This window comes from Bacteroides sp. AF25-38AC (assembly GCF_003602995.1).
Lineage (GTDB): Bacteria > Bacteroidota > Bacteroidia > Bacteroidales > Bacteroidaceae > Bacteroides > Bacteroides uniformis.
Map to the genome: position 1 here is coordinate 1 of NZ_QTMD01000015.1, position 23,816 is coordinate 23,816.

Genomic DNA, 23,816 nt, shown 5'->3' on the forward strand with positions numbered 1-23,816 from the left:
TCGGAATATAATAAGTTCACCCCTTGACATAGACCACTGAACGGCCGGCACCACGCTTGCGAATCACGCCGGAATCGATAAATGTCTGCAAATCCCTCGAAGCCCGGCGGGCGGTGACATGGACAAGGCGGGAATATTCTGCACGAGTAATACAGACATTAGCTTCCAGAAAGTCCATCATGCTTTTTTCACGGGCAACCATGTCGCCCATTGCTTTCGGTTTATCCGGGAAAAAGCGTTTATCCGCACGTTCCAACTCCATCTTACCTGCCACATAACGTTTGAATTCGATGCCGGGACGGAATTTCACCGTGGACATCTTATAAACCGCAAAACGCTTTGTGATACTTTCTCAAATCGTTTCGTGAGTATTTTGCAATTGTTAACACAAAATAAAATGCGTTTTTTTGTTATTTTCCGAAGCGGTTTAACCTTCTTTCAAATGATCTTTAAATGTTCCTCAAATCATTCGGAATGTCTATCTTTGTGTAAATCTTAGGCATGTGTACCTAAAAAAGTGATGCTTATATTCCTCTCTCCGCTGTCTACTAAATTTCGACTAACTCACTTATCGGCTTGATATAAGACGCCCACTTGCTCCATCCACTTGATGATTTGTAGGCATCAACGGAACTATCGGGTACATAGATATTGGGTATGTTTGAACCTCGGAATGTCCAGTAATCGGTGGTTGGCGGTATTGTCGCCCTTATGATTAGAGTCTCAAGCAGCGGACAGCCACCCATTCCCGTTACTGATATAACACTTTCTCCCCTTATCTCTACATAAGTTAAATTAGGATTATCCGCAAGCCCATCTATCTTTGTAACATTAGACGGATAAACGAATCTGGATATGCCAGCTCCTGAAAATGCGCCGTTATTAATTGTTGTTACAGATTCCGGAATTGATATTTCTCTCAGTTTAATACATCCGCTGAAAGCCGACTTAGAAATGGTAGTACATGCACTGCCTATTATACATCTTTCCAATGAGGTACATCCCATAAAGTTTTGATAGCCAATGTCAATCCGTTCAGGTAGTTCTATACTCCTCAATGCGGTACAGCCGTAAAAAAGGCTACTGGACGAGGTGGTGAAATTTAGCCACTTGAACTCATCGAATGTGGTAATCTTTGTATTCTTTGCAAATGTGCTGGCACTGATTATCCGTTGGACAGCCGCCTCCTCTTCCGTTATATAGCCGTCCTTGTCCTCATCCCATATACCAAGACATATTCGTCGGGTTTCAGTATCCCTGAAGTGGATAGCAGCTTCACCGATGAGTATCAGATTCAGTCTATTGAATATACTTCTCAACACATCCACAGAGTCCTGATAGTACTTGGAATGCACAGTAATGGTGCCCTCCAATACCGGTATGGGGTCTTCACCGGACAGTCCCTCGGCTGACAGTCCGGAATAGCTGCCGTCGGACAGCTGGGCGAGCATGTCGAGTGCGTCGGCAGTGTAATACTCTTCATTGAAGCCTATGGCGCGGATGTGTTTCAGCGCGTGGGCATCACCCTGGGACTGTTGTGCCTCAATGACATCAGACAGCAGCTTCATGGGGCTCAGCAGGGGGCAGTTCTCCACCCAGAAGTCCGTGATGTTTCCGGCACACTGGCCGATAATCAACCCTTCGGTCGACAGCAGCGGGAAGTTCTTGAATGAGATGTACTTGTTGTTTGCCGGATACTCGATGACTTCAAGACTGCCGCCTTCCGGAACCTTAATCTGGCTGAGATTGGTTCCGTCCGCATATATCTCACGGATATTCTGGCAGGCGCTCAAGTCAAGAGTACCCTGCAAGGTGGCAATGTTTGACAACAGGACTTTCTGTAGGCTGCCGCAGTCGGCAAGGGTAAGCCCGGTGATGGTGATGATGACGTTTTCGGTCTTGCTACCCAGGATGAGCTCCGTCAGGCGCCGGCCACGGACCACCATGGTGCCGCTGACGTTCTTCCGGTGCCAGTCGCCGATGGAGAGCAGCCAGCTCGCCGCCTGGATGGCGTTCTGCTGGTCGGCAGAGCCGCCGAGGTCGATGGTCATCCGGCACACTTCACCGGCCTTGGTCCTTGCGCCCTGCACGATGCTGGTACCGTTTGCAATGGCCGGGTACATGTCGAATGCCGGGGTTATCTCGTAATCTATCAGGTCGCCTGCTGCACGCACGATGATGGTGTCCGTTCCGCTGTTTGAAAACAGACCATAGCTGTATTTCGACATGATGTACATGATGCGCTTCTTCACCCAGGCGGTTTCGGCAGAGCAGAAGTCGCCATGCGATTGGGTGATAGGGTCGGTGTCGTTGGTATAAGAGCCGTTGTTGTAGGCTATCTTGGCTATCTCGTAGCGTTTGGCATCGGCGTTGACCAGCGTGGCCGGAAAATAGTTCTTGATGCCGAGATAATACTTCTTGTAGAAGGCATATACCTTGTCATAGGGAGTGCCCGAGGATTGTCCGCACAGGCTTTCCATGGCACTGAGCATCTTCCGCATGCCTGCCGCAATCTCGGCGCTGAATGCCAGTTCGAGCATGTTCCAGAATACGGATGTCTCGCCGTTCCAGATGGGCTGGCCGTTACTGTAAACATCGTGCATCTCGCAGTGGTAGGGCTTGCGGTCCTGACCCTGGTTGTCTATCGGGAAGATGGTGTCGGCATCGTCCAGGCGCCACCGCCACTTGCTGCCGGTAGTGCAGAAGTTATACGGATAGGTGTTCTTCGCCCGCTGGTCGGTTCCGGCCGTAAACTCCACGAAATTATGATGGAATACGGCGTCGCTGATGTCGAAGCAGTCGGGGATGGTAGCCCGGAAAAGCTGCTTCCTCGCATTGACGAACAGTTCATTCAGCTGGTCGGCCGTGAAGGCTGATAAATCACTGCTTAAATACTCTTTGAGCTGTGTCTTAAGGTTAATCTGCCCGGCCCCGATGTCCGAAGGGATGAATTTCCCTTCCGCCGCCTCATAGTAGTACAGATTGTAGAGGTCGGCATCGCCGGTCTTGGCAATCCAGTACTCATACCCCGTGCTCCGATATTCCGCAATAGAAGCATTCAGCTCCGCCAGCGTGCCGCCAAACGGACGGATGCGGTTGTTGCAGACATATACGGCGTTATAGGAATCTATCCACCTCTGCGCAGAGAGCGGTTCGGTCTCGTCGGCATTCAGCTCTCCGGCGTCGAAGTCCCAGCAATTGGTATCATTATATTGGAAGGCTTCCTCATCGGCATTGTACGCCCAGTATGACTTGCCGCGGTTCCAGGGCACACGGAACAGTGCCCCCAGCGGTGCGTTGTCCGAGCCCTCTACAGAGAGAAGTTCCGGGAAAGCCTCCGTATCATAACCGAAACAAAGGTCATCTCCCTTGTCCGGGCCGAACGTAAATTCTCCCATGCAAGTATATACATCCTGCCCTTCCTCGTTCACGGACTTCGAGAAGCCGATGAACGGTTCCTGATAGACGGCCACACGTATCTTCGGGTCGGCAGCCATCGCCTCGTTCTTCATGCCTGTCTCCTTGAAGAGGGCATCGTAGGCATCCACGCTGCCTGCCTTGTGGTCCTGCATGGAGCTCGCCCAGTTCTTCTTGGCGGTCAGGCGCCCGGACTTCGGAACGTTGTCGTACATCAGCACACAGTTCTTGTCCGTGGTACCGTCGGCATAGGTCGCGATGGAGGCTATCTTGTTTCCATCAGCGTCCTTCAGCCCTTTCATCTTAAATCTAATATTCCACTCCAGGTATTTTTTGGAAGATGTACCCTGGCCTTCCACCAGCAGATTGGTAAGCGTGAAGTTCCTCTCCGGCTTGTCCTTGAAGAAGACTTCCAGATTACCCGCCACGCCCGAAGGGTTCATCAGGTTCGGGAAAGGCTTGTCTACCACAAACACGTTGTACAGCAGCTTCGTGGCATTGAAGTCGATATTCACACCCTCACCGTCCAGCACGAGGTTGACGTTTTTCTCCGCAAGCTTCTCGTCGGTGGTCACCAGCTGGTTGATATAGTTCTTCTGTACGGCTTCCGAAGGCAATGCACTGTCGTAGACACGCAGCCCGTACAGGTAGAGGTTGGCATAATCGCTACCCAGCACAATCTTGCCGTCATTGCGGAAGTAGTCGTTGTTCTCGTAGGCATACTGCCGGTTCTTCTTGCCGTTGATGTAGATGGCCACAATGTTGAACCCTGCATTCCCGTAGGCATCGGGCATCACGACTACTGTCAGGCGGATACGCACACCGTTGTCTATAGGTACGTCCTGCGTCGAGCTCTCCTGCATGGACTGGGAGAAGAAGGATACGTTCTCGCCCGACACGCGCAGGCCTACGTTGTTCTCCGCAATGGTGATGATGTCCTTGCTGGCATCCGAGGGATTCTCCACCTTGAAGTCGATTTCGATGGTCTTGCCCCGGCGGGCGGCTTCCGTGGCGAAGGGGCGGTAGTCTATCACGGCCCTGCTGCGGGCGAATATCTTCAGTGCCTTCACTCCGTCGGCGTCAGCCGCCCATCCGTCGTTGCTCCAGTTCAGGTTGCTCCACTCTACCGGTACGGCCGTCTTGTCCACCTCGTTGATGACGCTCCTGTAATTCGTCTGCGAGTTGGCACGGGTCCGAGGATTGATATAGAGTGCGGCGCCTGCCGTAGCCGAATAGCCCAGCGAGTTGTTCACCGGCAGGACAATGGGTTCCGTCAAGGCATCCGCACTGTCCGTCACGCCGACTGTGACGCCGAAGTCGGCATCGTCATCCGTCTCCACCTCCATCGGGTAGGTGAAGGTGTTCCTTGCGTTCGCCACGATGGCGTCATTCTCGGAACTGTACACCTCCATGCCGCCTCTGGTGATGGAGAACCTTGCCTCGGTCAGTGCGGACGGACCGTCGTAGATGGCGTAGTCGAACACCGTGTTGTCCTGCCAGTTGGTGAGCTGTTCCGCCACGTTGTTCACGCACATAAGCTTCACGGCTTCGCTGGCCGTACGGATGCACATGATGTTGACCGATACGGATTTTGTCTGGATGGTATTGTCGGAGTTGGAAAGATAGAAACTCACGTTGTATACGCCCGTCGCTCCCGGATGCTCCAGCAAGTAGATATACGGAGTATCCAGATACACGGCTGTGCCTATCGCCTTGTCGTAGCTCTGGCTGTAGCCGTCGCCGGTGACGGTCAAGTGCAGCGTCTTGTTGATGTTGCCGTTGATTATCATCGGGATGTTGATGTTCCCGGAGAAGGCGGTCCACCAGGCGAAGTTCGGGGCGCTGATGCCCAATGACGTGAGTTGCACGTTGTACGTCACCGGTGCGGTGGTCTTGTCGGTATTCTCCCCCTTGATGGAAATCTTCACGCTGTTGCTTCCTGATGACAGCCATTCGGCTATGTCCTGCCTGATGGATACGCCCGAAGAGACTTCCATCTGCTTCACCACGGTGAAGTCGGCATACTTGGCGTTCTTCATCATGATGGTGCACAGGCCGAGTTCTCCGGTAGACTTGTAGGGTTCGTCCAGACTGTCCCGGTACTGCGAGACGAACGTAAAGTCAAGCACGCACTCCTCGCCGTACTGGGTGGCGAAGCCGAGCGAGGCCATGTTGTTCCGGACATATACGCTGTACATGGTTCCGGCACCTCCGGCCAGTTCGCGCACAGTCTGTTCAAGCGTCGCACCCGCCGCCCCGTCGAAGGCCGTACCCGGGTCGGTGCCGATGACAAGCTGCGCATTCCTCACTTCCTGCAGGGCGTTTTTCAAGCTCTGCATCGCCGCCTTGTTCGTCTCGAGGCTGTTGTCATTAACGCACTTGGCGAACTCGTTAATCTTTCCGACAAGCTCGTTCAGTTCCTCGGCCTTGAGGATGTTGCCACGAACGAAGTTTCTGTTTAATTTATCCATAACCTATCCTAATATATCGTTGTCATCAAGCCTGCTTGAGTCCAGTATGAAGTCTACAATCTCAATAACCTTGCCGCCACGCGCGGCAAGGGCGTGCATTATCAGGTTCGTCTCGAGCATGCCCGTGTCGGCCATGTCACTCTCGATACGGCTGATGACCGCATTCGTGGCACCTCCATCGTCACCGGTCACGCGCTTGCTCAAAACGAACCTGATGTAGCCCATGTCACTTGACGTTCAGTTGGTTGATAATTTCACGCTTCACTGCGGCTATGAGCCGGGAGTTCTTGACTACAAGCTCAAGGGCCTTGCTGTATCGTTCAGGAATCTCCACTGCATCCTTTGAATAGTAGATGCTTTTAGCTAAGTCCTCAAAGCCTATGTCCAGCAGGATACTGCCGTTGTACATCATTTCATTGCCGACGGTTTCCGCGGCGTCGAAGGTCTGTCTGCCGCCCTCGAATGAGGTCTGGGCCTCGATTTTTCTAAAGTTGATTTTCATGATACGTATACTATTAATTTATAATATCCTTTTAATTATCTGGCTGGATAAGATTTCTTGAGTATGCCATTTTCAAAAAACCTCAATCCATACATAGTGTCAAGCCAAACCTCGTCACTTTCGCCAACACCAGTTGAATTCATTATACTAATTCTGTTTGTAGAAATACTAAGAATGCTTAGAGTACTTCCATGACCACTAGTTATCGAAATATATGGGCTATTCTCATTACCATCCTTAAAACCGATATCAATAACTTTATCATTATTATTGTCATACACTCTTATGCTGCCATATGTTCCGTCAGTACCATATTCATTTTCCTCCTTTATAGTTACGCGGCTTCCTCCAGACATAGATGTACTAAATTCGCCTTTAAATACTCCGCTATTGGCTGTAACATTATTCAAGGTAATGTTATTCAAAGTCGCATCATTCCCGTTGATGTCACCCGATAATGTAAGGTTATTGGCGGTAATGTCATTCAGCGTCAAGTTTCCGTCCTTGTCCACCACGAACGTGTCGTTCGCCACGATATGCCCGTTGAACCGGATGAGGTCGGCGCTCACCAGCGCATTGCTCTGGAACCTCCCGTCGGGCAGCTCGGTAACGAAAGCGGCTATATACGATTTCTTTACATAACCATCCGAAGCGGTTTTCTCTGCAAACATCTGCACAAGGTTTGATTCGGTGATGAGCCCCGACTTGTCGATGTTCGTGATATGCCCCGCCGCATCAAAACTCACTTTCTTCGACAGCAGCGAGTTGAAGTCCCCGGTCGTCACAAGTCCGGAGGTGCTGATATTCGTAATGTTTCCGGAGCCGTCGAAGTGGATGCCCTCCACCAGTGAGGCAATGGCATCCTTTGTCACCTGGATGGCCGCTGTATTCTCATCCGCCGTACTCTGCGCTCCCCGTGCGGCATAATAGGCATCGTAGGCATCGCTTATCCCTTGATTCGCGAGCCTCGTAGCCTCGGCAATGCCATTTTCCGAATCCGTCACCGCAACCGTGATACGGTCCCCCAGGTTCTCGATATAGGCTGTCGTGGCGGTGGAGGAAGGCCGCCAGTGGGATATACTGAAGTTTTCCCCGGCTTTCTTTGCTGTGATAGCTACAAGCGAATCATTCTTATATGACACGCCTCCCGAAGAGAACGTCGCGTTCACCCACATGTCCCCCATGTCGTAGTCATCGGCCGCGGTGGGCTGCGACACGAATACACGCCGCTTGCCGTCGGCCGTATCCTGCGCTTTTTTAGCATCTTCCAGCGCCTTCAGCGTCAGGTGGTCGGTGATTTCTTCCCAGGCACCCGACTCGAACCGGTAGCCCTGCCCGGTAGCGGTGTTGTAGAACAGGTCCTGGTCGTGCATGGCCTTCAGCTCCGCAGTCGTCCATTCCGAAGCGGGAATGTTACTCAATGTAGGCTCATAGTCATAGAACCACATCGTGTACTCCTTGTCCGTCTGCTGCTTGATAATGTCGAGATTCACCTGCATGTCGTCAAGTGTCTTGTCCATATCCTTACCGGTGGCCTGGTTGATGAACTTGGCGGTAATCTCGCTGAGCACCGTATTGAAGTCAATCAACGGTTCGGGCATCGTGTACGAGTTTATCCCATTGTATATGCGCACGTAAGGCCCTCCGGCGGTAACGCTGTCCCATACAATGGCACCTTGTCGGCCCGTGTCCGTCCGGTTGCCGAGCTGCACGATGCTGTCTCCGGCAAGCGGGATGTCGCTGCCCGATGCACAGTCGTCCTTGGAGAGGTCTATGTAGTCGTCTCCCGTACCCGTCACGAGCCGCCAGTAGTAGTGGTTGCCCGATTTCAGGTTGAACGTCTCGCAGATGGCCTGGTCATCCTCCTGGAAGGTGTTGTACACGGTACGCCCCTCCGAATCAGTGGTCTTGAAATAGCAGCGCCAGTATGTGCCCTTGTCCTCCACGCGGTTGCAGATGATGCCGCCGCCGGTATTGTACTGCCTGCCCCCGACATAGGTGGACTGCTGCACCTGGATGTCCTCCACGCTCAGCTTCTTCCGGATGTCCACAAAGTCGATGTCGAGATGGTAGTTGCCGTCCGCGTCCCGGTAGATGCCGAAACCTGAGCCTCCGGCTGAGAAGTTCTCCGACACGAGGTCTTTCAGCAGCATGATTTCGTTCAGTGTTGCCGTGCCCTTCACGTTGATGCCCTCGATGAAGGTCATCAGTTTCTCGATGGTCTCGGCGATGTCCTTACGCACGTAGCGGTCGTCGTTGTCGTTCTTGCTGCCTATAGGGTCAAGCTTGAAGTGCCTCTTCCCGTCGGTCTCCGGTATGCTGTCGTCCTTCGACAGCTTGTAGACGGCCCCCCCGTTCTCAAGGGTCGACACGAGCTGTCCCGCATAGGGGAAATAGGCTTCGGCGTCGGTGTTCCTCGCGTATACGCGTGCGTCCTCTATGGTATCGAATACAGACGAGCTGTCGATAGGCCGGTACGTTGTCCTCTTGTATTGCAGCGCGAAGCTGCTTCCGTTTATCTTTACCATGTCAACTCGTTTTGAATGTGAATGTATCGGCATCGTTCGTGCCGTCGGTCCGTATCACCCACATGCGGTAGTCCGTTGCCTGGCTTCCGTTAGCGCCTTCCACAGGGATGGAAGTGGGGCCGCTGCACACTCCGGTGTCTTCGATAAAATTACCGGGATATGCGGTCAGGGTGAGCTCGCTCACGGTTCCCTCAGGTATGCAGATTACGATTGTCTTCCACCGGCCGGCACTGAACTTGTAGCTGCCGGCCCCGGTGTACATCCCGCTGCTGCCGAGTGACCGTACCTGGGCCGATGTGGCAGGCACAGAGTCCACAACCCCGGCAAACCACTTGCGGCGCACGTTTACGCTGATGGTGTCGTTCAATGTCTTTTCCGGCAGCTGCCCGTCGGCCGATGCGGCATAAGTGACGGCGGCCTTGTAGGTCTCCCTCTCGATATAGGTGCCGGACAGCCGTCTGACAGCAGTCTGTACACCGGAATTCTCTTCCGAAAAATGCAGTATATTATCCTTCTTGTCATCATAGTAGGCTTCCTTCATGGCACCCTGTCCGTTGCGTGTGGCCGTGTAGGTGATATATCCTTTCGGAGTGCCATATTCCACATCATTTGATGTCGATATGCTGCTCCGGAGTTCCGCTCCTACCGGTCTGTAAAGCATATTGCGAAAAATCTTTTCCCATGTCTCTCCGGAAGCAACCACATCTCCCTTCTTTATATATCCTACATCGCTGGAATTGACAAGGATATCCTTCTTCAGTTTGTCAGACACCTCTGTGATGGAAGAAGAGCCACTGCCTCCGGAAGAGGAACTCCCCCCCATTGACACCACATACTGCAACTGCGAGAGGCTTGCTTCCACTGTCCTCTTCCATCCCTTGCCGACCTTGTTGGTGCACTCAATATTGGCGATTCCCAGGTTGTCCAGCTTCCGCACCACCTTCGTCATCCGGGTATCGAAATATCCGGAAGAGAAATACTTGTCACTGAGCAACCGCACACGTTGACCGAGCTGTAATGGTATGTTTTGCTTGTCCACCCATATATAGTCTGTGTCGCCACCATAGATGGATATGTCATCGCTGTATTTCTCCAAGAAACTGTCCACGGCAGCCTTGTAGTCCTGCTCAGCCTGAGCTTCGTATGATTCTGGCATGCGAATATTCCAGGGAATATACGTGTCTCCCGGCTGGGGTACAAGGTTTCCGCCCGGTATCTGAATGTCATCGGAAGGATAGGTGTTGATGATTTCCCATTCCAGCGTATCCGAATTATAGTTGGCGTCAAACCAGTAATTCCCGTTATCAGAATTTCCCTGACCGGCAAGGTCACCGGTCTGGAAGGAGAGGCGCTTCACCAAGCCGGCTATCTCGTTCTTGTTCGGGTCGAACATCATATTCTCGTCGTTGAAATAAAAGACAGTGAACTTCTTGCCTTCGTCGTCTGTCTTCTCTTCAGACCGCACTACGGACACCGTACCGGTGTAATGTGGGAAGATTTCAGCGAAAGCAGCCTCTTCCACATGCTCGTATAATCCATACTGCGTATTGCGGTCCACATACTTCGCCTTGTCCGGCAGCTGCAGGCGGGTATATCCGTAGCGGCTGCGGTCTATATTCCTTGTTGATCCCAGCGGAATCAGACGGGTGAAGAACTGTACATCCTCGCTGTTCTCTGCCTGGGTAAGTGATATCAGCCCTTTCATGTAGCCCAACGAAACGCGTTCTCCGCGCTCGCAGCGGGTCAGGTTCATCTTGAAGCCGTCCGCCCACCATTCCAGCTCGAAAGCATCCGATATCCTGGTTAGCGCATCCCAGCAGGTGGTATTGTCGTAGTCTATCGTCTGCCACGAAGCCTCCGCCACATCTCCCACGGCCCACACCTCGCGGCCGTAGATGCGGTTCATATTCTCCACCCACTTCTGCAGGTGAGCCTTCGGGCTGCCGTTGAGCGAGAACTGCGGTTCGTAAGCCCCGTCCGTCAGGTTCAGATACATCACCTGCTCGGCGTCGTGTATCGGCGCGTAGAACTTCACAGAGTAGCTGTACGTCTGCATGTTCTTCTGCTTCGGCTTGTACTCTTTCTTGATACTATATTTCACGCCCTCGAGCAGCACGTAGTCGTTCACCTCGAGCAGCACGAAAAAAGGATGTGTGAAGCTGGCGGAGATGGCATCTTCGGTCATCAGCTCCTGATTGAGCGTGGATGACGGAGACGTGCCGGCAGTCAGCTTAAGTTCGCCGGATTGGTTATAGATATTCAGCTTCATTTGAACAGCGTTTAATCGTTATTTAAAGGGTCAATCGTTGTATAAGGATTCGGCTCCCGGAATTTCATTTTCATCTTTCCGTAAAACTTGTCTCCGATTTTGAAAGGGGTCATCATCTGCTGGTTCGTGCAACTCTTGAAATACATCCGGTAGGTAGTTCCCAGTTCCGGCAGAGACAATACCAGCCAGCCACTTCCAAGAAAAGTCTGGAAGGCTACAAATTTCCGGTACCACTCCTCCTTCGTGCCGGTAAGTATGCCGAACTGCAACGTTACGTCGCGAGCCTCGTAATGCGGTTCCGGCAGCACATCCGGCAAACGCTCCCCGTTCTCTTCACGAAACGACACAGTTGTATATGCTTTCATGGCAGGAACCTTCAGCAGTTCATCATAGTTAGAATGGCCGGCAGCACTATCTTCTGCCAGGAAAGCGTTATACTCTTTATATATATCCACACCATTGATAGTGAGTAATCCTTCCAATATCTTCATAATTATCTCATTTTTACTCCGTCCCGTTCCATTCTCTCCATCCCATCGGCAATGCCTTCCAGATACTTGCAGAAAGCCGTATTCTCCGCAATCGTGTTAAGAATGCCGATAGCCTCATACGCATATTGCGATATATCCGTCATCTTGTCATCCATACTGATAACGTGTATCTGTATGGACGTGGCGATACCCTCTATCTTGCCGGCTGTCTCTTCTGTAATGGTAGTCACTGCGCCTGCACGTCCTGACTGGGAAGAGGAACTGCTGCCGTCATCCGCACTCCAACCGAAGGCTGCCGCCATCTTGTCCCGCTCTGCCAGCATGGCATCGGTCAGTTGGCTTTGCATGTTTCTTAAGTCTTCTATCTCCTGCTGTGTATAAGTTCCGTCTTCACCGGCCTTCGCCCAACTGTCGTACAAGGCTTGTATCCGGGTGGAATAATTCTTTGCCAGCATCGAGCGAAGAATGGATTCCTGTAACTTCTTTTCAAAGTCCTTGGCAAAATCCGCATTCTTCAGGCTCATGTCAGACAGCATATTCAGATATGAGTCTTCAAAACTGTCAAAGGAAATACCGGTTACCTGCTCTTTTACCGATTCGAGGATTTCCTTTTCGGCCTCGCCGTATTCAATGATGTTGTCCAGATATCCACGGAAGTCACCGTCCATGGCAGACCACAGTCCGGTATAATTCGTTTTTATCCATTCCAGCTGCTCACCGGTCATGTTCAGCATGTCACTCATGCCGTCAAATTTCACACCGTCCAGCTGTTTGGATATATCTCCGGCTACATCCCGCCAGTTCTTTCCCTCATATTTATAAGAGCCCTTCCACATCCGGTACTGCAACGAGTGCGACCCGGCAGAGGAACCGGAACCCAGCCGGGAATTCGCCAAACGCTTTGTTACTTCCCGTTCCGCATTCAGCAGGTTCAGGGCTTCCGCACCGGCTTGTGTCGCCTCTGCCCCGTAACTCTCTTTGATGTAGGCTTTCTTCTTGTTCAGCAAGGCATCCCATACATCCAGAAGCACGTCATACTTGGCAACCATCTCGTTGTAGTCCGAATAATCGGCACTATTGAACAGGCTGATGGTACCGCCCAGGGAGACTATTGACTTCACAGCCCCCTTTATGGTCTGCAGTCCGCCGGTCAGAACCGTCATCGGTTTGGTCAGGTCCATCTGTGCAAGACCGTTCATAATCTCATTCATGCCCTCCATATAGCCGTCCAGCCATTCAGGTGTCTCTATGCCCAGTTCGTTGATGATGCCCAACACGCCTTCGGCCACTTCCGCATATTCACGGGCTTTGTCCACACCGGCATGCAGGGAGTCGGTAGCTTCTGCCCGGGCTTTGCGCCTGGCCGCTTCGGTACTGTCCAGTTTGGCTGCGGCATCCTTCTTTTCCTGCTCTGTACCTTCTGCCAGCACCTTGTTATATTCCCTACGGGCTTCCGCCGCTTCCTTGTTGGCTTTGGTCAGAACGGCGAAGGAGTCGCTTATCGCTTGGAAAGGAGAACGCTGTTTCTCTTCCTGCTCGATGCTGTTGATGGCTTGAACGATTTCTTTGATATTCTCGGGAGAAAGGTTCTTCTGTTCCTTGATGAAGTCATGAAGCTGCTTCTTCAATCTGCCAAGGGCATCGGTAGACACTTTATCCAAATTGCCGAAGACAGAAGTCCAGTCTATTCCTTTTTTCAGGTTATCCAGATCGAGTTCTTTCAATACCTTGTCCTGTTCCTTTTTGAGGGATGCTTTTTCACCACCGGTCCTGGCTTTGGCTATCTTGTTTTCGTAATCCTTGACGATGGCGATGCGCTTTTCCTGGTAAGTGCCGTATTCCTTATTATAGTCAATCCACGATTGTTCTTCCTCTTCCTTCAGTTTCTTGTCCTTATCGGCATATTCTTTCGATATGTCATAATAATCCTTCATGTATCGCTCTCCGGCCAGGTTCCGTTGCCGGGTTGCCTGGTCCTTCACGGTAGCCACTTGTCCGGGCGTTACTGCCATTCCGTTCTTCTGCGCTGCCTGCAAAGCCTTCAGACGGTCGCGCTCTTCCCGGTCGATGCGCGCCAGCTCTTCATCAAACTGCTTTAGTGCCAGTTCTTTTTTCTTTTCCTCGCCCTCTTTCATCAGGGCAATGATCATGTCGTTTATCTTCTGGCGTGCTTTGAGTTCGGCTTCAGCAAATTCATCAGCCTTGCCCTGCTTGTCATTATCCTTTTTCTTCTTTTCGGCGCGTTCCTCATAATCGAGGATAACCGCATCCTGCATCGTTTTATTATAATTGTCCCATGCTTTTTGAGAATTCTCGCGAGCAGCTTCCAGTTGTTCTCTGGTGGCATCACCCTTCATAAACTTAGCATTGGCTTCATCGAAAGCTATATCTGCCATGGCAAGAGCTGTTTTAGCAGCTTCTTTCCGAAGTTCAATCAGCTCTTTCTTCGACTTTCCGGCCGCTTCGGCAATGCGGGTTTCAAAGTCCACATCATTGGATATTTGTTGAATAGCGGTTCCGGTCTTCTCGATTTCAGCATTTAGCTTCTTTTGAGCTTCCGCTGTTCTATCACTGTATTTATTCCAAAGATAAATCAAGGCCGTGATTGCCGCCGAAAGCCCCAACGTAAGTGTCGCCATCAGCGCCTTGGCTGCCACATTGGAGATGCCCAACGAAACCGCCAACCGGGTGTTCGCCGCCGTCAGCATATTCTTGGCACCTGCCAGCAGCACATGCGTGAAGTAACTGTCCTTGTTCAGCGTATTGGCAACCTGCTGCACACCCATGGTAATCGCCATCACAGCCTGCAGCCGGGTCTGTATCTCTGCCAGCTTCTCCTGCTCCACGCCAAAGAGGGAAGCCACACCTACACCTGCCGTCATCACTCCGGTAAGCCCGGACACCGCATCCATCGTGGCCCTGATATTCTTGTTGTCGTCCGAGAATATTCTTCCTTGAGTATTGATATCCCCCATGCGGTCCTGCATCTCGCCCAGTTGCTGCATGGCGGCAGCATATTCTTGTGTCCCTTCCGTCATCCCCGCCATCTGTTCCTTCAGATTGCGGATTTCCGTGCGCAGCATAATGTGCTTCTGCGAAGACTGCTCCACCTGCTTTTCCAAGGAAGCCAGTTCGCCCTTCTCTTCGGCAAGAACTTTCTTTGCAGCTTCCAAGTCGGCAACCACCGCCATTTTGGCTTTACCGGGAGCTGCTTTCTTCAATTGTTTCTCCAAAGACTTGATATCGGCTTCCACCTGCTTCACCACCTCGCTCTGTTCCTTCATGCGCGCCTTGAAGTCGGCCGTCACCTGCTCTACGGTCTTGCCCACCTTGGTGGTATCGCGTGCAATCTCGTCCAATCCTTCCTTGGTCTTGTTGCGGGTGATTATGGTAAGTTCTACGGGTTCCATCAGTCTGCTGATATGTGGGTTTGGAAGAAGGTCACCGGGTCTTTGCCTACAGCGCTTTCTTTCTGCATTTTCTTCATCAATTCCTTATATTGCCGTTTCTTCTGTTCTTCTACCGAAACGTATCGAGGGGCATCCTTCGCCATGAGTAACAGCATCGGATAGGGCACTTTCCAAAGAATGTAGTCTATACTCCAGCCGGTAGCTGTGGCCACCTGCCAGACTAACCCGAACGGGCTATGGGGGGATTCTGTGTACCCCTTTAACTCCCGCTGCCGGAATGGCTCAAGTTCGGCTTCATCGGATTGATCATTTCCACCGAGTTGATAGTAGTCTGAAAAGACTTCGGGTCGAGCATGGTGAGGAACTGGAACATGGCTTCCTGCAGGAACATGGGATGGACGCGCCAACGGAGCCACCAGGCTACGGGGCGGTTCAGCAACCTTCCCCAGAACTTGCTCCGCACCAATGTATAGGCCACCATGCGGCTGACCGTAATCCCATGCTCGGCTATAAACTTCATGTTCTGCTCGAAAGTATATTCCTGCATTTCGGCATAGGTGATGCCCATCTGCAGATGCAAGTTCGAAATCCTCATCAGATTGCCAAGCCCCGACGTCCGCATAACTACGCTGCGGGGTTTCTTTTTCCGGTATAGAAACTTGAATGGGCGGACGGGAATCGCCACGCCCATATCAAGCATCAATGCGGAAGCTTTCAACTGTTCCGTCTGTTCCATATCATCCTTCCTGGGTCTGCGGAGGGACAATGCGGTAACGGGTCACGCCGGTCTCCAAAGGTTTCAGACATTTCACCGTGCAGTCATAACTCAACACACCGTTCATGTTGATGGAATCGGCCAGTTCGCCACTCATCTTCGCGCGGGGAATTTCAATTTTATGGCCGCTGACACATTCCACTTCGAACGGTCCTTCCAAATCTTTGAAGTCCGTAGGTGGCTCATAAGCGCCGTCGGCCGTCGCAATCGTACCGCCAAACAAGTCTTTACACATCTCAGGTTTCAACTGGATGAGCTTGAAGCCGAAAGCAGTAGTGCCGGGGCTGCTGGTTATCTCATCCACCGGACCATCCTGCACCTGGGCGGCATAGATAGGAGTAGTCTGCTTGGCCTCACCCTTCGGCGACAAGCCTTCCTGGCTAATCCATCCGATTTCCTTGTTGTTGAACTTCAATTTACCGATGCCGTAAATCAGTCCGTTATTATCTTTCACTGCCATATTCTTTGCTATTTAATTGGGTTTTAATCGCCGTTTAATCAGTATCAGAAGAAGGACGGCAACGGCCAGCCGCCCTATCCATATCTGGAACCATTGGAAACCCGTAGGTGCATGTACCACTTCAGGCGGAGGGTCTTCTTCCTTTTCCAGAAGTTCATTGCGTATGCGGATGTTTTCTTCCGTCAGGATAATCACCTCGCGGGCCAGGCTGTCGCACGTGGCGGTCACTTCGATGCTGTCGCCCGATATCCGGTTTACGTTCACCGCTGCCTGCCCGCTGCGGGCACTAAACCCGGTACCGATAGGTATTCGGTTCAATATCGCAGTCGGAAAGGCCGTCTTCGCCAGACTTGGCGGTATCGGCTGTTGTATCAGAGCGAATCGTTTTACGCCGCGCAGGCTGTCGAGGGAAGTGGTTTTCTCCAACCTTATCGGGCTTTTGCAGCTCGCTGCGCACAGGGCAGTCAGTAGCAAAACGGCAAGTATTCGACTTCTCCACGGCCCTGCGGAGTTTCCCGAGTTCTTTTCTAATCGCATTGATTTCTTGTTTTAAGGGTTCTACTATTTGGTCCATCAGGATTTGCATCGCTTTCTGTACGTTGTCCAGCTCGCTGCCGCGGGTGTTCACCTGCGCAGCCTGCACATCGGCCTTCAGTTTCTCCACTTCCTGGATGTACTTCCTTCTGTCTATATACATCTTGAATCCTCCGGCGCCTATGACAGCCGTAAGGATACCACAGACAAGCCTCATGTATTCAAGTGTATCCATTCATCGTTCCTCCTATATTTTAGAGTAAGTCCCAACCGGCATGTACGTCCGCCATGACAGCGGGTACTCCGTTTTCCACCAGCGAAATCGCGGCTGCGAAAGCACACATCGTCGCTTTGTCATTCACATCGGGCACATAGCTGTCCGGCACCTGCATTTCGGTGCACACCCTCCGGATATAGCCCGATGTGTTGTTTTCGGAAGGCGGTGCCCAGCGGTTGATGAAGTCCGCTACCGTGCGGCAGCTGTTGTTACGGCGGTAATTCTGCAGCAGCTTGATAAGCGCACGGTATCCGTATGCCATCGAACGGAATTGGCAGAACGACTTGTCTTGCGAAGGCCTCACCTCCCCCTGCCACAAGGTGCGTGACAAGCGGATGTTCCCGGGGTTGTTATTGCGTAGTCCGCGGCTCATTACCCTTCTGCTGGTTTAAATGCACCATCGGCACGCCAGTCCAGCGCGATGAACTCCTCGCCGAAACCAATCTGCGTATCCGCCTTCATCAGCATCTTGAAGAAATAGAGTTCGCTGGCGTTGGCCCACTTGTCAATCTGGATTACATTCTCGTCGTCCTGCAGGTTGACGGCCGCGAAAAGGTTGCCGTTCATCCCGCTGTCGCAGATGGTGGCTACTATCAGTCCTTCGGGCCATTGGGTCAGCACCTCGAACGGGATGCCTTTGTAGCGTTCCTGGTTGATGTCCGTAGGAGCCGTGCCTTTGTTGGTAAGCTGCGTCAGTTCGTCGTCGTAGGTGTCGAAGTCCGTCACGCTCATGAGGATGCGCAGGTTGGGGTTGTTACGCATGGTTACGGGAATCACTGTGCGCAGTTCCTTCAGGCGTGCCAGCATGGTGGTGCCCACAGTCTTCACTTTTACCACGTCCTCATCCTTGGCGGCCTGCGTCAGTATGCCGTCCATCAGCAGCATATCGTCCGAGCCGTCCTCGTACTTGCCGTTGATGTACTGGTAGCCCAGTTCGTGTCCCACTTGTTTCAGCAGCTCGCTCAGCAGGAGGCTTTGGATATTAGCCGGAAGCTGACGGAACACAAGGTCGCCCGTCGGCTGGAAAGGTCGCCAGATGTGCTCGAAGGCACGCGGGTTGAAGAGCGTAAACGCCATCATGTCCTTGGGCGTCAGTTTCCGTTCGCTGTAGGTGAAGTCGCCTTTGCTGTCCGATTTTGTCGGGTCTTCCTTGCGTTTCTGAAGCATTCTGCCCGTCTTCACACGCGGAATGCTGATAGCGCTGTTCACACCCGGAATCACCATGATAAGCCCTTTATTCACCAGTTCGTTGCCGGTAGTGGCAAGGGTGAGCACGTGTTCCAGTACTTCGCCACCGTAGTTGGTGGTATTCAATCCTTGAATTGCCATTGTCTTTTAATTCTTTAATTGTTAATTATTAATTTGCGCCTCGGCGCACTACATTTTCACTTTCTGCCGTCCGCGTATCTGCGGAGCACTGCCTGCACTGCGCACGCTGCTGCCTACGTTCTTTCCGAAGTAGGACGAACCGCCCAGTTTGGCGTTTTTGGGATTCTTAATCGGTACCATGTCAATGAAGAATTAAGAATGAATATTGAAGAATTACGGGCGGCGGTTGGCTTCGCGTATTTCTCGTTGTCTTTTCTCCCAGGGACTTTCAGCAGTGCCGTCACCGGCAGGCGCTTCCAGTCTGTCCTTCAGCAGCTTCTTCGGCTTCAGAGCCTTCAAGGCACTCATGCCGTTCTTGAAGTCGGCTTTCAGGATGTTCTTGTAGGTGTCCTTCTGGTCGGCACCTATGCGGCCGTCGGTCACGGCATCCGTCACGGCGGTTTCAATGCGCTCTTCCTCCTGCTTTTGCAGCTGCTCTTTCAGTTCGCCGTTCTCTTTCTCCAGGTCGTCGGCCTTGTCCGCGCGCCGGGCAATCTCGCCGAGCATGGCCATCACCGCCGTTTCGTCGGCGCAGTTGGCAAAGTGGGGAATTTTCTTAAAGTCTTCCAATTTCATTTTATCAGGGTTTTGTGGCTGTTGCTCCAGCTCCAGCCGGTTAGTAAATATGCGGTATATATCGTCCGTGGTACTTTCGTCGGGCACAGCTTCCACGTCGTAGATGGCATCTATCAATCCCAGCTGCAGGGCTTCGTCGGCTTTCAGCCAATGGTCGGTGCCGTCGAAATAGGCATTCTTTATCTCTTCCTTATCCTTGCCGCAGCGCTCGCCGATGATGTCGGCAATGGTGTCTTCCAGGCTCTCGATGGTCTGTATCATGTCCGCCAAATCCTTCTTGTTGCCGTAGCAGCCACCGGAGACGTTGTGCAGCATCATCCGGGCATAACGGCTCATCTCAACACGCTTGCCGCAAAGGGCGATGACACCGGCGATGCTGGCGGCAATGCCGTCTATATAGATGGTGACATTGCTCTTGCATTGGCGGATGGCATTGAAGATGGCGATGCCGGGATAAACATCGCCGCCGATGGAGTTGATTCGCACGTTCAGGTTGGCATAGCTGCTGTCCAGGTACATCAGTTCGTTCACGATGTCCCGGCTGGCTATCCTGCCGTCGCCGCCTTCGTCGCTGATTTCTCCGTAGAGCAGCAGGCAGGCGGTTTGTTCGTTGAGTATGGATTTGAAAAGCATTGCTATTACGATTTGACGATTTACTATGTACGATTGGAGACTGTCCGCTCGCTGTTATCTGCGGCAAACTTACGGCGGCAGCGATAACCGCACAAAAAAGTGTGTAACCCTTGCGAACAAGTTTGCAGGCGGTGCGGCATAGCTGGCAACCGCTCCACGTTTTTTTCCGGTTCACAACTCGGATAATGACCTTTGCGTAAAATCGTAAAACATAATTCGTATGGCCGAACTTACCGCACAACAGAAAAAAGACTACGCTCGCATGCTCTACCTGAAGGACAATCTCACCCAACAAGAGATAGCGGAAAAGGTAGGGGTATCACGCCAGTCCGTGATTCGATGGATGAAGGCAGAAAAATGGGAGGAGATGAAAGTGGGTGTCACCCTGAGCCGTGAACAACAGATTTCCAACCTGCACCGCCAGGTGATGGAACTGAATAACGTCATACTATCGCGCCCGGAAGGAGAACGCTATGCCACCGCTCCGGAAGCCGACACACTGGGCAAACTGGCAGCAGCCATCAAAAAGATGGAAACGGATGTAGGCATTGCCGACCTTGTAAGCGTGGGCATACGGTTCATCGAATGGATTCGCCCGATAGACCTGGACAAAGCGAAAGAGGTAACCATACTCTGGGACAAATTCATAAAAGACCAGCTGTAGCCATGAAGCAGGAAGAAAGAAACGCGCTCGGCAACTGGGAAGAATATAAGGCGGACATCAGCAACTCCACCCCGGTGGATGTGAACATGAGCCGGGCCGAACGGGAAAAGCACCGCCTCTATCTAGAGGCACACCCGGTGGAATGGATTCAATACTTTTTTCCGGAGTATGCCAAATATCCGTTTGCGCCTTTCCATAAGAAAGCCATCAGACGCATATTGGGGAACGATGAGTGGTATGAGGTACTGTCATGGAGCCGCGAGCTGGCCAAGAGTACGGTAGTGATGTTCTGCGTCATGTACCTGGCACTGACCGGAAAGAAAAAGAACGTGATGCTGGCAAGTGCCACCCAAGACAGTGCCAAGCGTCTGCTCGACCCTTATCGTGCCAACTTCGAGGCGAACGGCCGCATCAAGGCCTACTATGGCGAGCAGGTAAACCTCGGCTCATGGACGGATACGGAGTTCATCGCCAAGTGCGGCTGTGCCTTCCGTGCCATCGGTGCGGGTAATGCTCCGCGCGGCAGCCGTAACGAGGCCGTGCGTCCGGATGTGCTGTTGGTAGACGACTACGATACGGACGAGGACTGCCGCAACCCGGACATCATACAGAAAAAGTGGGACTGGTACGAACAGGCATTCTACGCGACGCGCTCCATCAGCGAGCCGACCCTGATTGTATGGTGCGGGAATATCATTGCCCGCGACTGCTGCGTGGCGCGTGCCGCCACCCTGGCCGACCATCACGACATCGTGAACATACGCGACAAGGATGGGCACAGCACATGGCCCGAGAAGAATACGGAAGAGCACATCGACACCGTGCTGCGCAAAATCAGTGCCGCCAGTGCGCAGAAGGAGTACTACAACAATCCGGTCACCGAGGGCGAGGTCTTCAAGGAAATCACTTACGGACGGGTGCCCGACTTGAAGAAGTTCCCCTTCCTCGTCATCTACGGAGACCCTGCACCGGGCGAGAACAAAAGCAAGAACAGCAGTACCAAGAGCTGCATCCTCATGGGGCAGCTCAAGGATAAGGTATACGTCATCAATGCCCGTCTGGACCGCGGGCTTAATGCCGGGTTCATCGAATGGTACGTGCAGCTGCTCGAGTACGTAGGCGGCAAGACGTCCGTATATTGCTATATGGAGAACAACAAGCTCCAGGACCCTTTTTTCCAGCAGGTATTCAAGCCCCTCGTGGCCAAGGTGCGAAAGGAACAGCCGGGCATACAGCTGTATATCCATCCCGATGAAGACCGCAAGACTGACAAGGCGACCCGCATCGAGGCCAATCTGGAACCGCTGAACCGCGAAGGCAACCTCGTATTCAATGAAATGGAAAAGGACAACCCGCACATGAAGCGTCTGGAAGACCAGTTCAAACTCTTCACCCTGCGCCTGAAGTTCCCCGCCGACGGGCCCGACTGCGTGGAGGGCGGCTTGCGCATCCTCAAGAAGAAGGTACAGCAGCTGAAGCCCATTACCGTGGTACGCCACAATCCCCGCAGCAACCCCAAACGACTGTGACAAGCATATTAATAATTAATAATGAAAGAATTAAAATGAGCCAGTTTATCCAACCCGAAGACTACGACGCCAGCATCCACAGTGAGATACTGGGCAGGCTGACCCGCGACGACGCCGCCGTGGTGGAAATCTGCGAAGACCGTGCCATCGCCGAGATGCGCGGCTACCTCAGTGCACGCTACGACGTGGATGCCATCTTCTCGGCCGAAGGCAGCGCACGCAACCAGCTTGTCCTGATGATGACAATCGATATCGCCGTATACCACTTGTTCAGCATACACAACCCGCAGAAGATGTCGCCGATACGGAAAGACCGCTACGAACGGGCAATAGAATGGCTGAAGCAGGTGGCGGCATTCAAAATCACCGTAGACGGTGCACCCGGACTGCCCGATGAAGAAAGGAAGCAGGACAGCCCCTGGATGTTCAGTAGTAATCCCAAACGAACGACCCATTTATGAAAAGAATCAATTTCCCGAAGTTCTGGAACAAGGCGCCCCACAGCAAGCAGCGCATCACCGAAGGCAGCAACGTCACCCGCCCGGGTGCCACCATCATACTGACACAGCCCCAGCGTTTCGGCATCGGGCTGGACGACTACATGCAAGGCATCCGCAGCTTTGAGAACGTGGACTTCACACAGCGCGTGCGCATCTACGATATCTACTCCGAGAGCCTGATGGACCCGCACCTCTTCTCCGTCATCCAGAAACGCAAGAGCGGCGTGCTGGGCCGCAAGATAGAGTTCCGGCGCAACGGAATGCCCGACGACAAGGTGAACGAGCAGATATCCTCCCCCTGGTTCCTGCGCTTCCTCGAAGATGCGCTCGACGCCCAGTACTGGGGCTTCACGCTGGTACAGTTCTACATCAACGACAAGGGCTGGATAGACTACTATCTGGTGCCGCGCAAGCACGTAGACCCCGTGCTGCGCATCATCAAGACCCGCCAGAACGATATTACCGGCGAGAGTTTCGACGAATACCCCGACCTGCTGATGATACGAGGTAAGGAACCGCTGGGCGTACTGGCGCGCTGTGCTCCCTACGTCATCTACAAGCGGGGCACCGTGGGCGACTGGGCACAGTTCTCCGAGCTTTTTGGCATGCCCATACGCAAATACACCTACGATGCCGCCGACCCTGATGCACTTACTGCTGCCATGGATGCCGCCAGAAGCCAGGGTGGCGCTGCCACCTATTTCCAGCCCGAAGGCTCCAATCTGGAATTCGTGGAGACGGGCAATACCACCGGCAGCAGTGAGCTGTACAGTAGTTTCGTGGACCGCTGCAACGCCGAAATGAGCAAGGCCGTGCTGGGCAATACCCTCACCACCGAAGCCAGCGAGACGGGTACGCAAGCCCTTGGAACCGTGCACAACAAGGTGGAGCAGGAACTTGTGGAGCAGGACGCCCTCGCCATCCTCAACCTGCTGAACTACGACATGACCGACCAGTTTGCCGCTCTGGGAGTGAACACCGCGGGCGGAGAATTCGTCTATGTGGAGGAGGCCGACCTGGAGCAGGTGAAGACAAAGGCCGAACTGCTTGAAAAGGCTGTCAGTGTGTTCAACCTCCCCATGTCCGACGACTATCTGTACGAGCAGCTGAATATCGAACGTCCCGATAACTACGAGCAGCTGAAAGCGGAAATGGAAGAAAAGAAGAAAGCCGCCAACTTCTTCGGACTATCTTCATTCTCTTCCTCCGAGGAGCAGGGGGAGGTGGCAGCGAAACACCTGGCCGACAAATCTCCCCAAAACCGCACAACCTCTTTTTTCGCGGACGCCCCGCACGGCAACGGGGCTTTAGACTAGTAGTCGACGAGCTTTATCGCAATGCAGCCGATGACGATGACGACGTTAGCACCGCCTTCGTCTTCGACGACCGCGCCCTGCGACGCTCCCTCAAGC

General features: G+C 52.8%; 21 protein-coding genes. 4 read left to right on the forward strand and 17 right to left on the reverse strand.

What is annotated here, in order from left to right; all coding sequences use genetic code 11:
- Window positions 1-16: 16 nt before the first annotated feature.
- From DWY55_RS11530 to DWY55_RS11605, 17 genes are all read right to left on the reverse strand, one after another.
- Window positions 17-319 carry a hypothetical protein gene (locus tag DWY55_RS11530; RefSeq protein ID WP_243633656.1) on the reverse strand — a complete coding sequence of 101 codons (303 nt, stop codon included), beginning with the start codon at window positions 317-319 and terminating at the stop codon, window positions 17-19.
- A gap of 229 nt (window positions 320-548) precedes the next feature.
- Window positions 549-5,888 carry a leucine-rich repeat domain-containing protein gene (locus DWY55_RS11535; RefSeq protein WP_243633657.1) on the reverse strand — a complete coding sequence of 1,780 codons (5,340 nt, stop codon included), beginning with the start codon at window positions 5,886-5,888 and terminating at the stop codon, window positions 549-551.
- A 3-nt stretch (window positions 5,889-5,891) separates the two neighbouring features.
- Window positions 5,892-6,113 carry a hypothetical protein gene (locus DWY55_RS11540; RefSeq protein ID WP_117681728.1) on the reverse strand — a complete coding sequence of 74 codons (222 nt, stop codon included), beginning with the start codon at window positions 6,111-6,113 and terminating at the stop codon, window positions 5,892-5,894.
- Between the two features lies 1 nt (window position 6,114).
- Window positions 6,115-6,390 carry a hypothetical protein gene (locus tag DWY55_RS11545; protein WP_009036970.1) on the reverse strand — a complete coding sequence of 92 codons (276 nt, stop codon included), beginning with the start codon at window positions 6,388-6,390 and terminating at the stop codon, window positions 6,115-6,117.
- A gap of 35 nt (window positions 6,391-6,425) precedes the next feature.
- Window positions 6,426-8,918, reverse strand: coding sequence for a hypothetical protein (locus DWY55_RS11550; protein WP_243633658.1), 2,493 nt, complete (start codon window positions 8,916-8,918; stop codon window positions 6,426-6,428).
- A gap of 1 nt (window position 8,919) precedes the next feature.
- The gene (locus DWY55_RS11555) at window positions 8,920-11,187 is read right to left on the reverse strand and encodes a hypothetical protein (RefSeq protein ID WP_120178092.1); all 2,268 of its coding nucleotides are present in this window, start codon (window positions 11,185-11,187) and stop codon (window positions 8,920-8,922) included.
- An 11-nt stretch (window positions 11,188-11,198) separates the two neighbouring features.
- A complete protein-coding gene (locus DWY55_RS11560) occupies window positions 11,199-11,678 on the reverse strand; it encodes a hypothetical protein (RefSeq protein WP_181986322.1) in 480 nt (159 codons plus the stop codon).
- Window positions 11,679-11,680: 2 nt separating this feature from the next.
- Window positions 11,681-15,088 (reverse strand): hypothetical protein, encoded by a 3,408-nt coding sequence (locus DWY55_RS11565; RefSeq protein WP_117878990.1) that lies wholly within the window; start codon window positions 15,086-15,088, stop codon window positions 11,681-11,683.
- Complete coding sequence (locus DWY55_RS11570) at window positions 15,088-15,300, reverse strand: hypothetical protein (protein WP_181986321.1); 213 nt, start codon at window positions 15,298-15,300, stop codon at window positions 15,088-15,090. Before DWY55_RS11570 ends, DWY55_RS11565 begins: the two co-directional genes overlap by 1 nt.
- 47 nt (window positions 15,301-15,347) lie before the next feature.
- A complete protein-coding gene (locus DWY55_RS11575) occupies window positions 15,348-15,824 on the reverse strand; it encodes a hypothetical protein (protein WP_117878989.1) in 477 nt (158 codons plus the stop codon).
- A 1-nt stretch (window position 15,825) separates the two neighbouring features.
- Window positions 15,826-16,323, reverse strand: coding sequence for a hypothetical protein (locus DWY55_RS11580; RefSeq protein WP_117878988.1), 498 nt, complete (start codon window positions 16,321-16,323; stop codon window positions 15,826-15,828).
- Window positions 16,324-16,335: 12 nt separating this feature from the next.
- A complete protein-coding gene (locus tag DWY55_RS11585; RefSeq protein ID WP_243633659.1) occupies window positions 16,336-16,641 on the reverse strand; it encodes a hypothetical protein in 306 nt (101 codons plus the stop codon).
- A complete protein-coding gene (locus DWY55_RS11590) occupies window positions 16,610-17,092 on the reverse strand; it encodes a hypothetical protein (protein WP_181986320.1) in 483 nt (160 codons plus the stop codon). Before DWY55_RS11590 ends, DWY55_RS11585 begins: the two co-directional genes overlap by 32 nt.
- Window positions 17,093-17,111: 19 nt before the next feature.
- Window positions 17,112-17,507 (reverse strand): structural protein P5, encoded by a 396-nt coding sequence (locus DWY55_RS11595; protein ID WP_117878987.1) that lies wholly within the window; start codon window positions 17,505-17,507, stop codon window positions 17,112-17,114.
- Window positions 17,507-18,463: a hypothetical protein gene (locus DWY55_RS11600; RefSeq protein WP_117878986.1), complete on the reverse strand. Its 957-nt coding sequence runs from the start codon at window positions 18,461-18,463 to the stop codon at window positions 17,507-17,509. The genes DWY55_RS11595 and DWY55_RS11600 overlap by 1 nt, the downstream gene beginning before the upstream one ends.
- Window positions 18,464-18,511: 48 nt before the next feature.
- Entirely contained in the window at window positions 18,512-18,643 is a 132-nt protein-coding gene (locus DWY55_RS22510) for a hypothetical protein (RefSeq protein ID WP_259301031.1), read from the reverse strand.
- A gap of 33 nt (window positions 18,644-18,676) precedes the next feature.
- Window positions 18,677-19,711: a head maturation protease, ClpP-related gene (locus DWY55_RS11605; protein ID WP_117878985.1), complete on the reverse strand. Its 1,035-nt coding sequence runs from the start codon at window positions 19,709-19,711 to the stop codon at window positions 18,677-18,679.
- 220 nt (window positions 19,712-19,931) lie between these two features.
- Between DWY55_RS11605 and DWY55_RS11610 the strand changes: the two genes are divergently transcribed.
- From DWY55_RS11610 to DWY55_RS11625, 4 genes are read left to right on the forward strand one after another with little or no spacing between them, the layout of a single operon-like run.
- On the forward strand, window positions 19,932-20,375 hold the full coding sequence (locus tag DWY55_RS11610) for a helix-turn-helix domain-containing protein (protein ID WP_117878984.1): 444 nt from the start codon (window positions 19,932-19,934) through the stop codon (window positions 20,373-20,375).
- Between the two features lie 2 nt (window positions 20,376-20,377).
- Window positions 20,378-21,904, forward strand: coding sequence for a hypothetical protein (locus DWY55_RS11615; protein ID WP_117878983.1), 1,527 nt, complete (start codon window positions 20,378-20,380; stop codon window positions 21,902-21,904).
- 35 nt (window positions 21,905-21,939) lie between these two features.
- On the forward strand, window positions 21,940-22,365 hold the full coding sequence (locus tag DWY55_RS11620; RefSeq protein WP_117878982.1) for a DUF1320 domain-containing protein: 426 nt from the start codon (window positions 21,940-21,942) through the stop codon (window positions 22,363-22,365).
- Complete coding sequence (locus DWY55_RS11625) at window positions 22,362-23,720, forward strand: DUF935 family protein (protein ID WP_117878981.1); 1,359 nt, start codon at window positions 22,362-22,364, stop codon at window positions 23,718-23,720. The genes DWY55_RS11620 and DWY55_RS11625 overlap by 4 nt, the downstream gene beginning before the upstream one ends.
- Window positions 23,721-23,816: the final 96 nt, after the last annotated feature.

Excerpts from the sequence above, each read along its gene's own strand:
- DWY55_RS11530 (WP_243633656.1), bottom strand. The coding sequence starts at position 319 with ATGTCCACGGTGAAATTCCGTCCCGGCATCGAATTCAAACGTTATGTG.
- DWY55_RS11535 (WP_243633657.1), bottom strand. The coding sequence starts at position 5,888 with ATGGATAAATTAAACAGAAACTTCGTTCGTGGCAACATCCTCAAGGCC.
- DWY55_RS11540 (WP_117681728.1), bottom strand. The coding sequence starts at position 6,113 with ATGGGCTACATCAGGTTCGTTTTGAGCAAGCGCGTGACCGGTGACGAT.
- DWY55_RS11545 (WP_009036970.1), bottom strand. The coding sequence starts at position 6,390 with ATGAAAATCAACTTTAGAAAAATCGAGGCCCAGACCTCATTCGAGGGC.
- DWY55_RS11550 (WP_243633658.1), bottom strand. The coding sequence starts at position 8,918 with ATGGTAAAGATAAACGGAAGCAGCTTCGCGCTGCAATACAAGAGGACA.
- DWY55_RS11555 (WP_120178092.1), bottom strand. The coding sequence starts at position 11,187 with ATGAAGCTGAATATCTATAACCAATCCGGCGAACTTAAGCTGACTGCC.
- DWY55_RS11560 (WP_181986322.1), bottom strand. The coding sequence starts at position 11,678 with ATGAAGATATTGGAAGGATTACTCACTATCAATGGTGTGGATATATAT.
- DWY55_RS11565 (WP_117878990.1), bottom strand. The coding sequence starts at position 15,088 with ATGGAACCCGTAGAACTTACCATAATCACCCGCAACAAGACCAAGGAA.
- DWY55_RS11575 (WP_117878989.1), bottom strand. The coding sequence starts at position 15,824 with ATGGAACAGACGGAACAGTTGAAAGCTTCCGCATTGATGCTTGATATG.
- DWY55_RS11580 (WP_117878988.1), bottom strand. The coding sequence starts at position 16,323 with ATGGCAGTGAAAGATAATAACGGACTGATTTACGGCATCGGTAAATTG.
- DWY55_RS11590 (WP_181986320.1), bottom strand. The coding sequence starts at position 17,092 with ATGGATACACTTGAATACATGAGGCTTGTCTGTGGTATCCTTACGGCT.
- DWY55_RS11595 (WP_117878987.1), bottom strand. The coding sequence starts at position 17,507 with ATGAGCCGCGGACTACGCAATAACAACCCCGGGAACATCCGCTTGTCA.
- DWY55_RS11600 (WP_117878986.1), bottom strand. The coding sequence starts at position 18,463 with ATGGCAATTCAAGGATTGAATACCACCAACTACGGTGGCGAAGTACTG.
- DWY55_RS22510 (WP_259301031.1), bottom strand. The coding sequence starts at position 18,643 with ATGGTACCGATTAAGAATCCCAAAAACGCCAAACTGGGCGGTTCGTCC.
- DWY55_RS11605 (WP_117878985.1), bottom strand. The coding sequence starts at position 19,711 with ATGCTTTTCAAATCCATACTCAACGAACAAACCGCCTGCCTGCTGCTC.
- DWY55_RS11610 (WP_117878984.1), top strand. The coding sequence starts at position 19,932 with ATGGCCGAACTTACCGCACAACAGAAAAAAGACTACGCTCGCATGCTC.
- DWY55_RS11615 (WP_117878983.1), top strand. The coding sequence starts at position 20,378 with ATGAAGCAGGAAGAAAGAAACGCGCTCGGCAACTGGGAAGAATATAAG.
- DWY55_RS11620 (WP_117878982.1), top strand. The coding sequence starts at position 21,940 with ATGAGCCAGTTTATCCAACCCGAAGACTACGACGCCAGCATCCACAGT.
- DWY55_RS11625 (WP_117878981.1), top strand. The coding sequence starts at position 22,362 with ATGAAAAGAATCAATTTCCCGAAGTTCTGGAACAAGGCGCCCCACAGC.